The organism is Paenibacillus diazotrophicus (assembly GCF_042610465.1).
The window spans coordinates 436,890-449,691 of record NZ_JBGJZN010000004.1 but is presented as its reverse complement, the minus strand read 5'-3'; the positions used below and the strand labels follow the sequence as shown (position 1 = coordinate 449,691).

Sequence of the window (12,802 nt, the reverse complement as noted above, 5' to 3'; positions counted from 1 at the left end):
CAAAGGGTACGCTCTTTATAAATTATCCAACTTATTATAGATCGCTTCTAATGCTGCCTACCATTACTGGCTTAACTTTGCTGCTTGTTTTCACCTTGGCCGTAGTGCGGGGAGCACTGCTCTCCAGCCCGCTGGCGATTGACATCATAAGCTTGATCCGGTTCGCCTGGTTCACGACACTGACACCCGCATCATAATCAATAGCAGCAATGTTGGCCCCAGGATATAGATCCTTCAGCCCCTTAATCATTCCCCGTCCGGTAATATGATTCGGCAGACAGGCGAAAGGCTGGATACAAGCAATATTATTCACCCCATTATCCAGCAGATCCATCATTTCCGCAGTCAGGAACCAGCCCTCTCCCATTTGGTTGCCCACAGACACCAGGCGGCTGGCCTTTTCGGCCAGGCCGTAAATATTCTCACGCCCTTTTGCCAGCCCGGCCGCTTCCAGCGCCACCTTAACCGGTTTACGGTAAATTTCCAGATAGGAGATCAGCATCGGGTTAATGTAGCCCAGCTTTTTGCTTTTGCCAAACTGCTCGGCTTTGTAAATGGGATTGTAGACGCAATAGAAAATGAAATCCAGGAAATCCGGCATGACCGCTTCGCCGCCCTCAGCTTCAATCATCTCAATGATGTGGTTGTTGGCATCGGGATGGAATTTGATTAGGATTTCGCCCACGATTCCCACTCGCGGCTTAACGGCTTTAATCACGGGGAGCTGGCTGAATTCAGCCACGATCTCCCGGGTCAGGCGCTTGTATTCCCGGAACGAAAAGGTTGACAGGCTTGACTTGCAGCGGTCCATCCCTTTGCGGAACAAGGCCTGTGCGCTTCCCGGAATCACCTCATACGGTCTGAAGCGGTGCAGCAGACGCATCATTAGGTCGCCATAGCATGCGGCTGCTATCAGACGGTTCGCCAGCTTCAGGCTAATGCGGAAGCCCGGCTGGTTCTCCATTCCGGAGGCATTCAGCGAAATTACCGGAATCTGGCCCAGACCGGAATCCTTCAGTGCCTTGCGCAGCAGTGAAATATAATTGGTTGCCCGGCAGCCTCCCCCGGTCTGTGACATAATTACTGCGGTCCGGTCCGGATCATAGTCTCCGCTCTTCAGCGCCGACAGCATCTGTCCAATAGTGACTATTGCCGGATAGCAGGCATCATTATTAACATATCTGAGACCTTCCTCTGTCTCCTTCGGTCCGGTGCTCTCCAGAATTTTGAGCCGGTATCCGGCGTCACGGAAGACACGTTCGAACAGTTCGAAATGAATCGGTGACATTTGCGGGGCCAGAATGGTATAGGTCTCTTTCATTTCCTTCGTAAACGGTATGTTGGCCTGAGTCTTATACAGAAGCTGAGGCTGAACATCGCCCCTCTCCCGTTCGCGCATGGCTGCGAGGAGTGAACGCAGACGGATACGTGCGGCACCCAGATTGCTGATCTCATCTATTTTGATCAAAGTGTATACCTTGTTGCTCTGCTCCATAATTTCCTGAACTGCATCACAGGTAATGGCATCAATGCCGCAGCCGAAGGAGGTCAACTGTACAAGCTCCAGATCGTTCCTGCTGGCGGCCAGACGGGCCGCACGGTACATCCGGGCATGATAAGTCCACTGGTTGACTACCCCTACCTCTCCTTCACTTCTGTCCAGATGGCAGATCGAATCCTCGGTCAGCACAGCCAGCCCCATTCCCGTAATCATCTCGGCGATGCCATGATTGATCTCAGGGTCTGCATGATAGGGATGCCCGCAGAGCAGAATCCCCTTGGTATCGCTATGCGTGAGGAATTCAAGCGTTTCTTCGCCTTTGTTCCGCAGATCATCTTTGGCGCGGTCAGCTTCAGCAAGTCCTGCCTGCACAGCAGCGGCAACTTCTTCTTTGGGGATATCTATAAAAGTCTTCACCAGAACCCGTGTCAGCGCCGGGATATCGTCGAAGGTCAGAAACGGGCTTACAAGCGGTATACCTCTCTCTTTCAACCCATCCATGTTGTTGCGGATCACTTCAGGATACGAGGCCACCACAGGACAGTTAAAATGGTTCTGCGCCGCATCATCTTCCTTCTTCTCATACACGACGGCCGGATAAAAGATGAAATCCACACCCTTACCCAACAGGCTCTGTACATGTCCATGAGCCATCTTCGCCGGATAGCAGATGGATTCCGAAGGGATGGTATCCATTCCGCTCTCATAGAGCTTCTTGCTGGACTTCGGGGACAGCACAGTCCGGTAGCGCAGCTTGGTAAAAAAGGTATGCCAGAACGGATAGTTCTCGAACATGTTCATGGTCCGCGGAATGCCGACCGTCCCCCGCTGCGCCTGCTCCTCAGGCAGTCCTTCATAATCAAAAAACCGTTCATATTTATATTGCATCAGGTTAGGCAGATTGTTCTTCTCTTTCTTGCCTCCGGCCCCGCGCTCACAGCGGTTGCCTGTCACATGGAAGCTCTTGTCGGGGAAGCGGCTGATTGTCAGTGCGCAGTTATTGGCACAGCGTCCGCAGCGTCCCGGTGACACTTCATATTTGAAGGCTTCCAGCTCCTCCGGTCCCAGAAGAGTACTGAATCCGTCAAGTCCGGCATGCTCTCTGGCAATCAGCGCACAGCCATAGGCGCCCATTACACCGGCAATATCCGGTCTGACCACTGTTCTTCCAGTGAGAAGTTCAAATGCCCGAAGCACCGCCTCATTATAAAAGGTACCGCCCTGCACGATGATATTGCGTCCCAGATCCTCGGGGTTGCGGATTTTGATTACCTTTTGCAGCGCATTCTTGATCACGGAATACGCAAGTCCTGCCGAAAGATCGGCGAGAGAGGCCCCCTCCTTCTGCACCTGCTTCACTTTGGAGTTCATAAAGACCGTGCAGCGTGAACCCAGGTTGACCGGCTCCCTGGATTCCAATGCGGCTGCAGCGAATTCACCGATGCCCAGCTCCAGGGCGGATGCAAAGCTCTCCAGGAAAGAGCCGCAGCCTGCGGAGCAAGCTTCGTTCAGCATGAGGCTGTCGATAGCGCCTCCGCGGATCTTGATACACTTCATATCCTGTCCGCCGATATCGAGAATGAAATCTACCTCCGGCATAAACTTGGAAGCTGCCTTGTAGTGGGCTACCGTCTCCACTTCACCGCCATCTGTCCGAAGCGCCGCCTTGACCAGACCTTCACCATAGCCCGTTGCATAGGCACCGGCAATATGACAGCCCTCCGGAAGTATCCGGTAAATCTCCTTCAGGGCGTCGCTGACAGACTGCAGGGGATTGCCTTTGTTGCTTCCATAAAAGGTATAGAGAATCTCATCCGCCGAGCCGGTGATCACCAGCTTGGTTGTGGTAGACCCAGCATCAATACCAAGATAACAAGGTCCTCGATATGTATCCAGTTCAGAGCGCGGAGCTGCCGCCCGGCCATGACGAAGACGGAACTGCGCCAGATCTTCCGGCGCCGCAAACAGCGGCTGCAGCTTGGCATCCTCTGCACGGTCTGCTGAGAAGTCCACGGCTTCCAGCCGGGCCAGCCAACCGGACAGCGGCAGAACCAGCGGATCGTTCTGCGACAGGGCTGAACCGATAGCGACAAAATACTGTGAACGCTCCGGGAACAGCACATCTCCTTCGTTCAGGCTGAGTGTCTCTGCAAAACGTTGCCGCAGCGCTGGCAGGAAGGTCAGCGGTCCGCCCAGGAAGGCTACCCGTCCGCGGATCGGACGGCCACAGGCCAGGCCGCTGATCGTCTGGTTGACGATGCTCTGAAAAATAGAAGCCGCCACATCCTCGCGGCGGGCGCCTTCATTAAGCAGCGGCTGCACATCGCTTTTGGCAAATACACCGCAGCGCGATGCGATCGGATAGATCCGCTCATGCTGCTCGGCCAGAACATTCAGGCCCGCCGGGTCTGTCTGCAGCAGAGAAGCCATCTGATCAATGAACGCCCCCGTGCCGCCCGCACAGGCCGTGTTCATCCGCTGCTCAATACCGCCGCTGAGATAGATGATCTTAGCATCCTCTCCGCCAAGCTCAATCGCTGTATCGCACTGCGGGATCAGCTCGCTGATCGCCTTCGTGCAGGCAATGACCTCCTGAACGAAAGGAATTTCACCAAGCTTTGAAAGAGACAAACCCGAGGAACCGCTTACAGTAAGTGCTGCCTCGCGATCCGGGAACCTGTCCCGAACATCCGACAGGAGGGAAAGGGCGGCTTTTTTTATATCGCTAAAATGTCTCACATAATCCTCATATATAATCGCATCACGTTCCATAACAACCAATTTGGCCGTAGTTGATCCGACGTCCAGCCCAATGCGCAGCATCATCATGCATCATCACCATGCCTTGCTCCAAATTTGAAGTAATATGAGGCAACTATATCATGAGAGCGCCTTATAGAAGCTGTTAGAAATGTTACAGACATTTACAATTAACTACCAGCATACTTATTTATTCATGATTTCTCCCAATACCGCTTCAACATGTCCTTTGACCCGGACTTTCCTCCATTCTTTGACCAGGATACCCTGCTCATCAATGAGAAAGGTGGAGCGAACAATACCCATGAATTCTTTGCCGTACAGCTTCTTGAGCTGCCACACTCCGAATAATTGGCTCACGGTATGCTCCTCATCGGAAAGCAGCGGAAAGGGTAAGCTGTTCTTCGCAGCAAACTTCGCGTGGGAAGCCAGACTGTCCGGACTAATTCCCAGCAGAACAGCATTCCCCCGGGCAATCGGGTCCTCGGCATCACGAAATTCGCAAGCCTCCTGGGTACAGGCGGGCGTCATATTTTTCGGATAAAAGTACAGCACTACCTTGCTTCCCCGGTAATCCCTTAGGCTGATGTTCTGTCCTGTTGAAGCGGGAAGAGTAAAGTCCGGCACTTCTTGTCCAACCTTTAGTTCGTTCATTTTAAGTTTCGCTCCTTAATTATATGGATGGATATTCCGAAATTGCTTGTATACCTAAAAGAAATTATAATGTAGAGAATGTGAATGCGAAAGGAAGAACGAAATGCCACCAAGAAAGAAACGGCACGCAAAAGCCGGTAAATCAAAAAAGAAACCCCTGCTCTGGACTCTGGCAATCATACTTCTCCTGATTATTGGCGGGGCAGTTTATTATTTTGCCGAGATCTACAATCAAATGGACAATCTGCATAAGACCGGTGAAGATTCACCGTTTGCAGCAATCCCCTCTCCTTCGGCTGAAGTAGTTCAACCTCCTCAATGGGAAGGTACAGAGCCGGTCAACATCCTACTTATGGGTGTCGATGCACGTGGAGTGAAGAAGGGTGAAGTTCCACGCTCCGATACGATGCTGGTCGCTTCGCTTGACCCGGTCAAGAAGAAGTTTTATGTGTTCTCTATCCTCCGTGATACTTATGTTTCTATCCCTGAGCATGGCAAAGAACGTATCAACACAGCGATTACCCATGGACCCAACACGGCGATGCAGACGGTCAGCGACCTGCTGGGCATCCCGATTCAATATTATGTCTATACCGACTTCCAGGGCTTCATCAAACTCGTGGATGCCGTCGGCGGGATCGATTACGAGGTCGAGAAGGACATGGTCTACAAGACCGCGGCCGACGGGCCGGAATACGACATTGATCTCAAAAAGGGCTTCCAGCATCTCGACGGCAGCATGGCGCTGCAATATGTGCGTTTCCGGCACGATGCTACCTCGGACTTCACCCGTACGGAACGCCAGCGCGGCTTCCTGAAGGCTGTTGCCGACAAAGTGATCAGCACCACTTCCATTATTAATCTTCCCAATATCCTATCCCAGGTTACCCCTTTCATTGATACTAACCTGGATGTGAATGATATGTGGAAGCTGGCCACCGTGGGCTATAAGAGCTCCATGGGCGGCAGTGAGCAAATCCCTCCGATGGAACTGCTCACCGAAGAAACAACCCGCGGCGGTTCTGCAGTAATCGGCATCAGCAGCGAAGATGAGCTGAAGCAGTTCGTTCAAGACACACTGGCTGGTCCTGAGCCTTCTCCATCGCCGTCTGCTTCACCGGACACCAGTCCTTCTGCAAGCTCCGGGAGCAAATAAAGCACTCCATGTCAGCGTAATAATTCGTAAGTAAACCTATGCTTGGCATTAGGGCGGGCGAACAGCGGATCTATCCGGCGGTTCGCCCTTTCCCATGTGCCACTACTATTGAAAGGATGATTAACCATGAATCGTACCACATCTGAACATTTGTATGAGGAAGCCCTGCAGCATATTGTCGGAGGCGTCAACAGTCCCTCCCGTTCCTTCAAAGCCGTGGGCGGCGGCGCCCCCGTCTTCATGAAACGTGCCGGCGGCTCCAAGTTCTGGGATGAAGACGGCAATGAATACATAGATTATCTGGCCGCCTACGGACCGATTATTACCGGGCATGCCCATCCCCATATTACAGCGGCTATTACAAAAGCTGCTGAAAACGGGTTGTTGTACGGAACACCAACTCAACTCGAGATCAAGCTGGCCAAAATGCTCAAAGAAGCTATCCCTTCGATGGATAAAGTCCGCTTCGTCAACTCCGGCACTGAGGCCGTCATGACCACAATCCGTGTAGCCCGTGCGTACACCAAGCGCAGTAAGATTATCAAATTCGCCGGCTGTTACCACGGCCATTCCGATCTTGTTCTGGTAGCCGCGGGTTCGGGTCCATCCACCCTGGGCATTCCAGACAGTGCCGGAGTCCCTGCAAGCATCGCCCAAGAGGTCATTACTGTTCCCTTCAATGATCTGGACGCACTGCGTGAGGCGCTGGACAAATGGGGCAAGGATGTTGCAGCGGTCATGGTCGAACCGATTGTCGGCAATTTCGGCATGGTTATGCCGCAGCCGGGCTTCCTCGAAGGGCTCTGCAAGCAGGCTCACGACAATGGCTCACTCGTGATTTACGACGAAGTTATCACTGCTTTCCGGTTCCATTACGGTTCTACCCAAACCTATGCCGGACTCGCTAATCATGAGGACATCATCCCCGACCTGACCGCTCTGGGCAAAATCATCGGAGGCGGCCTCCCGATCGGTGCTTACGGCGGCCGCAAGCATGTCATGGAACAGGTTGCCCCGCTCGGTCCGGCCTACCAGGCAGGAACCATGGCCGGCAATCCGGCTTCCATCTCCGCAGGCATTGCCTGCCTGGAAGTACTCGCAGCAGAAGGCGTATATGACGAGATGGAACGGCTGGCCATCCGCCTGACCGAAGGGCTTCAGGTATCCGCTGACCGCCACGGGATCCCGCTGACCATCAACCGGATCCGCGGCGCATTCTCTACTCATTTCTGCAGCCATCCAATAACTAATTACGATGAAGCACAGGATACAGACGGCGAGCTGTTCGCCAGCTTCTTCCGCCACATGCTGAACCGAGGCATCAACCTGGCTCCTTCCAAGTATGAAGCCTGGTTCCTGACCACAGCGCATACCGATGCCGATATTGACGCTACATTGGAAGCGGCAGAAGCCTCATTCCAGGCTATGGCGGCGGAGAAATAATACAATTCTTGCAGGCAACAGCCTCTGCTGCACTGAGGCTTCTTCAATACAAACAGACCCACTGCGCAGTGGGTCTGTTTTTTTGCGAATTCTGAATTTGAGTCCTGCCGCTTTAATCCCTCTTCCTGCGGCCGTACACAAACACTCCCGCAATGGATAAGGTTATTGCCAGCCGTAGGAGAAAAGCCATATCAAATGCCGCTGCTGAGGCAATGAAATAGCTGACAACAATAGCTGCCTCCGCCGTGAGATGCTTTTTGAATGTGCCGTTTCGGATCCTGTACAGGAACACTGCGATAATCACGAGCGCCAGTATGGTAAAAATAATGGTAAGCATGTCTGTGTTTCTGTCCATATAAACTCCCTTTTCCTATCTCATTCTGCTTGTTGCTATAATCTCAACACCTCTACAATCATAGCATATTTTTCCAGATTTAAGATAAATCTAATCCGCGGACACATAAAAAAACCACTTCCCCGTAGGAAAGCGGTGTAAACATACATACTTATCTGTTGCTCTTCTGATCGTAAAGACTGCGGATGTTCACGCCTTGGGGAAGCTTGAACGGATTCTCCTCATTGATCCGGTCGTAGAACATAATCCCGTCCAAATGATCAATTTCATGCTGAACTACAATGGCCTGGTAGCCCCTGAGTCTCATTACGACTTCCTTGCCGTTCATATCATATCCCTTTAGCTTCACAGAGTCGTATCTCGGCACAAAGCCATGCACCGGGCGGTCAACGGACAGGCAGCCTTCGCTCTCCGGCAGATAGACCATCGCGACTGAATGGCTGATGATCTTGGGATTTACCCAGGCCTGCTCCACCATATTGCCCTTATCATCCCTCAGATACATTACGAACATCCGCTTCAGCAGTCCGATCTGGTTGGCCGACAACCCGACACCTGAACGCAGCTTATATTTGGCGGATATCACAGGATCCTGGCTGTTCTTCAAAAACTGCATCATGCACTGCAGCGCCTCCCGATCCTCAGCCTGCAAGGGCAGCTGCACAGGTTCCGCTACCGTGCGCAGCACGGGCTCCCCCTCCCGCAGAATATCATCCATGGTAATCATATACTCGGCATTATATTTAGCACTAGACAACAACATTCATCCACCTTTTATGCCGTACGGGCTGAATTTATATTTTCTGGTTAATGCGCTTTTATGGATTTATGAAAGCCGTCCGCAGCTTGCTGCTGTAATTCACATCAAAGCCAAGGCCGGTGGCGAGTGCGGCAAGCGGCAGATAGGTTTTATCCTCTTTACCGTTTTTTTGCAGAAACGCCGGCGTATCAATAGCTACCGCTGTACCATCCACCTTGATCGTCTTAGAGCCGATGGTAATCACAACGGTTCTTCCGCCGTATACAATAGTCGCACTCCGGGTTTTATTGTCCCATTTGCCGGCGGCGCCTACCGCGTTCAGAATGTCCTTCAGCGCCAGGAAGTTCTGTCCATTCTTCAGAATGGGCTTATTCGGCGTATTCAGCTCCACTCCCTTCACCACAATCGCCATAGGTGCCGATGCAGCTGTCCAAGCAGGGACGGATGGCGTACGATACTCTCCCCAATAGGCTTCGGCGAAGACCCGGGCAATCGTCTCATACCCCAGCTGGGTAGGATGAAAATCTGCCGCCCCCGCACCAATGATATGAGTCAGTGAAGCTTCCACACCTGCAAACTTCTCCGCTACATGAGCCACTTTTACTGGAGCATCCGGCTGGTTCAAGCTGGCTGCCACGCTATCTGCTGTCGCAGTGAACTGCTGGGCAGCACTCATCAGCTTCAGGTAGGAGCTGCTCACAGCAATCTTGGGTGCGGGCTGATACTGATCGGCTAACAGTATGGTAGCCTGAGGATTAACCGTCCGGATATTCTCAAGTGCTGTCTTAACATTGCTGCTGTAGCTTGCCAGTAGCTGGTCTAATTGGGTCTTGAATGCCTCTTCTGTTAGATCCTTGGCCGTTACCAGCAGGCTGCTGACATCATTGCCGCCGATCGTCAGCGTGATCAGATCTGCCTCGCCAAGCTCTGTTCTGATCTGAGGGGTAAGTGCAGCAAATTGTTGAATCCGCGGATCCGGAAGTCCCGGCTGAATCCCGTCTGCAGTTGTAACGGCGCCGTTCTTAATGGCTGCAGTATAATTCAGCAATCCCGTAGTAGTAAGTCCTAGGATACCGTAGTTGCTTAGAGCACTTCTGCCGTGATACCAGCCTTGCTCCAGCAGTCTTTCCGCATAGCCGTAAGGCTTCACATTCGGATCGGTCATTCCCGGTTCATAACCGGCTGTAATGGAATCCCCCAAAGCTACGATGCGAAAAACATTCGGCTCCGAACCTTGTGTAACTGCTGCAGCTTCAGCTGCATTAGCAGTGCCCGTTCCCGCACTGACTAATAACGTGAGCAACAGCAGGCCGCTCGTGCCAGCTACGTACATTTTTTTCCATGCGCTCAGCATCGTATCCCTCCCAAATTGGTATAATTCCATTCTATCATCCAGCCCGCCTATGCAAAAGAGCAGCTTCCGGATATTCGGAAACTGCTCTGGCCTGAATCTATTATCGCTTCGTTTCGTCGGTATCATTGGCGGCGTTGTTCTTATCCGTACGCTTCAGATATTTATCATATCTGTCATCCAGCTCATGGCCGAATTTGCGGTAACGCAGCGTTTCTTCCACAATCGGATCCAGTCTGGTCTGAATACGAATCTCATACTTGGGTGAGATCTGACGGATTTCCTTGGCGGCCCGGTCTATCTCCTCCATCTCGCCATCCTCCAGCAGCTCACTCAGCTTGCGCTCCAGATCGTCCTTCTCGCTCATGCTTCCCGCGGCCTCCTACTTCGTATATCCTGTTGCCTTAGCTTCTTCCAGCGAACCTAACAGGAAATCATGGATTCGTCCGTTACTCGCTACCACATGACGGGTACCAATGTCATAGGGATTGCCCAGCGTATCCGTCACTTTGCCTCCGGACTCCAGTACCAGCAGCACGCCGGCAGCACAGTCCCACGGACTTAGGCCGACTTCCCAATAACCGTCCACCCGTCCGGCAGCCACATACGCCAGGTGCAGAGCAGCAGAACCGCCGGCACGTACGCCGCGGATCTGCGGCAGAATCTGCTGCAGTCCGGCCATATTGGCAGGCTGGGCAAAGATACGGTCAGGAGGGAATCCCATCGCTATCAGACTGCTTCCCGGGTCTGCTTCAGCGGAAACCGAGGTAGGAATCCCGTGCATATATGCGCCTTTCCCCTTCTCGGCGACGAACATTTCGTCCCGGATGGGGTCATAGATAACCCCCACGGTCAGCTCGCCCTTAACCACCAAGGCTATGGAGACGCAATAAAAAGGAAAGCCGTGTACAAAGTTAGTCGTCCCGTCAATGGGATCAACAATCCATAGATACTCATGCTTCCGCCCTTCTTCAAGGGCAGCGGTCAAAGCATCTGCCCCAGGCTGAACGCTTTCTTCCCCGAGAATGGCATGGTCGGGATAATAGGTCAGGATCAGCCGGCGTATCATCTGCTCCACGCCTTTGTCAACTTCTGTAACCAGATCCTGGGCCGAAGTCTTGCTGCCCAGTTCCTTCACAGTACCCTGTCTGTTCTTGATCCATTCCCCCGCTTTGGCAGCGGCATTGATGGCTGCGGCCGTATGCCCCTTACTCGTAACAACGTAAGGCTCGCGGTCATTCCGGTTATCTGGATTTGTAGAATTCATAGCTTCACTCCGCTTTCTTGAACATAATCGTTCTCATATGTAAAGACAAGGTGCGCTCTTAGGGGTCAGACTTGCATCCGCCATTCGGCCAGGCCAGATGTTCTGGGCGCTGGCCTGGCTTTTGCTAAAGTTTCATTCAACGTACCCTATTTTAGGAGACTTATCAAGTCATACCTTGGCCCGTATCCTGCCACTAATGCCGGCTTATCCGGGGTTTAGGGTTCAATATTCACGCTGGCTCCATCTAATACCGTAATTCCGTTTCCCGCTTCAGCGAGCTCCTTCATGGCTTCCATCAGACCAAATAGCGCCCCGTCCTTGGCTTTCGCTTCTATCATCGCATCCACGGCAGGGGTGTCCGCTGCGATTCGCTTAAGAAAAGCTAATAGCGGCGCGGGCTCAACACCCTCTGCATGGCTTCTAGGATCCGAGGGGCTGCGCGGGCTGGAGACATGGATCTTCGGGGGAAGCCCTTCGCCCGGGAGCGTGTCCTTCAGCGCAAGGGGGGTCTGCCAGGTCTTCAAGATCTCCGGCCATAGCTCCCAGGGAAGCTCACCTTCGTTATTCACCCACTGATGATGGATATCGAGAACCATCGGCAGGCCCAGCCTCCGGCTGACTTCAAGAGTCTCCGGCGCGGTGAATGTCTTGTCATCATTCTCCAGTGTTATCCGTTCCTGAATGGCCGGCGGCAATTGCGCAAAGTGTTCTACAAAGCGTGAAGCCGCCACGGGCTTGTTCCCGTAAGCACCGCCGATATGAATATTATTCTTTGCGGTTGCGGGAAGGCCCATGGCATTCAGCATATCCACATGATGCTGCAGATCACGGATAGAGCTTGCCAGCACCTCGGGCCGCGGAGTGCTCAGAACTGTAAAGTGGTCAGGGTGAAAAGAAACACGCAGTCCGTGTTTTTTTACATAGTTACCTACTTCGGCAAAATCAGGAGCGAGGGCGGCAAAAGGATCCCAGTCCTGCATATCCGGATGTGTGGCCAGCGGAATCAGTTTGGAGGTCAGGCGGTATACCCGGATCTCCGATCCAACATTATGTTTCAGCAGACGCAGTGTATTATGGAGGTTCCCGCGGGTGATAGCCTCCAGCCGCCGAAGTCCGGCCTCCCGGTCATTCAGCTTGTTGAAGCTTGCCATAGTCATAGTCTTGGAAGGAGAGCAGTCTGGAATGACAGTGGACATGGCTACATAGCCAAACCGGACAATCATCCTTCTTCTCCAAAAAACATCTCATACGCCAGTGCAGTCTGCACCCGTGATTCTTCTTCATTCAGCTTGCGTACCAGATCCATCTCTACAGCGGTAACCTCATTGCCCTGAAAATTGATTTCTGCGATGGACGCCGAAATTTTGACGATGGCCACAGCCACGTTCTCAGGTGTATAGGCGATGACCTTCTGGCCGGTCGGATACACGCGGAAGCCCTGCTTTACCATTTTGGTGCGGCCGTATTCCAGCAGTTCATACAGCTCCTGCTCATTCTTAAACTTGCAGACGGAATTGAATTCGGATTGAAATCCCATGGTTCCTCTCTCCTTCCC

11 protein-coding genes are annotated in these 12,802 nt (G+C 52.7%); 2 read left to right on the top strand and 9 right to left on the bottom strand.

Going from position 1 to position 12,802, the window contains the following annotated elements; all coding sequences use genetic code 11:
* Positions 1-34 precede the first annotated feature (34 nt).
* Complete coding sequence (locus ACAN54_RS18915) at positions 35-4,330, bottom strand: acyl-CoA dehydratase activase-related protein (RefSeq protein WP_489685745.1); 4,296 nt, start codon at positions 4,328-4,330, stop codon at positions 35-37.
* 117 nt (positions 4,331-4,447) lie between these two features.
* The gene (gene bcp, locus ACAN54_RS18910) at positions 4,448-4,915 is read right to left on the bottom strand and encodes a thioredoxin-dependent thiol peroxidase (RefSeq protein WP_379158651.1); all 468 of its coding nucleotides are present in this window, start codon (positions 4,913-4,915) and stop codon (positions 4,448-4,450) included.
* A 103-nt stretch (positions 4,916-5,018) separates the two neighbouring features.
* Here bcp and ACAN54_RS18905 point away from each other — a divergent pair, with 103 nt between their 5' ends.
* Positions 5,019-6,071, top strand: a complete 1,053-nt coding sequence (locus ACAN54_RS18905; protein ID WP_379158648.1) for an LCP family protein — start codon at positions 5,019-5,021, stop codon at positions 6,069-6,071.
* Between the two features lie 126 nt (positions 6,072-6,197).
* Complete coding sequence (locus tag ACAN54_RS18900) at positions 6,198-7,514, top strand: glutamate-1-semialdehyde 2,1-aminomutase (RefSeq protein WP_379158645.1); 1,317 nt, start codon at positions 6,198-6,200, stop codon at positions 7,512-7,514.
* A 112-nt stretch (positions 7,515-7,626) separates the two neighbouring features.
* Here ACAN54_RS18900 and ACAN54_RS18895 read toward each other — a convergent pair whose 3' ends face one another.
* The 7 genes from ACAN54_RS18895 to ACAN54_RS18865 all read right to left on the bottom strand — a co-directional run bounded on the left by ACAN54_RS18895 (position 7,627) and on the right by ACAN54_RS18865 (position 12,784).
* Positions 7,627-7,869, bottom strand: coding sequence for a hypothetical protein (locus ACAN54_RS18895; protein ID WP_379158642.1), 243 nt, complete (start codon positions 7,867-7,869; stop codon positions 7,627-7,629).
* A 151-nt stretch (positions 7,870-8,020) separates the two neighbouring features.
* Positions 8,021-8,596, bottom strand: a complete 576-nt coding sequence (gene def, locus ACAN54_RS18890) for a peptide deformylase (RefSeq protein WP_379158776.1) — start codon at positions 8,594-8,596, stop codon at positions 8,021-8,023.
* Positions 8,597-8,687: 91 nt separating this feature from the next.
* The gene (locus ACAN54_RS18885; RefSeq protein ID WP_379158640.1) at positions 8,688-9,983 is read right to left on the bottom strand and encodes a stalk domain-containing protein; all 1,296 of its coding nucleotides are present in this window, start codon (positions 9,981-9,983) and stop codon (positions 8,688-8,690) included.
* Positions 9,984-10,083: 100 nt separating this feature from the next.
* Positions 10,084-10,347 carry a hypothetical protein gene (locus tag ACAN54_RS18880; protein WP_379158638.1) on the bottom strand — a complete coding sequence of 88 codons (264 nt, stop codon included), beginning with the start codon at positions 10,345-10,347 and terminating at the stop codon, positions 10,084-10,086.
* Positions 10,348-10,362: 15 nt separating this feature from the next.
* On the bottom strand, positions 10,363-11,247 hold the full coding sequence (locus tag ACAN54_RS18875; protein WP_379158635.1) for an inositol monophosphatase family protein: 885 nt from the start codon (positions 11,245-11,247) through the stop codon (positions 10,363-10,365).
* Positions 11,248-11,462: 215 nt separating this feature from the next.
* A complete protein-coding gene (gene uvsE, locus ACAN54_RS18870; RefSeq protein ID WP_379158633.1) occupies positions 11,463-12,470 on the bottom strand; it encodes a UV DNA damage repair endonuclease UvsE in 1,008 nt (335 codons plus the stop codon).
* A complete protein-coding gene (locus ACAN54_RS18865; RefSeq protein ID WP_036723794.1) occupies positions 12,467-12,784 on the bottom strand; it encodes a hypothetical protein in 318 nt (105 codons plus the stop codon). Before ACAN54_RS18865 ends, uvsE begins: the two co-directional genes overlap by 4 nt.
* Positions 12,785-12,802: the final 18 nt, after the last annotated feature.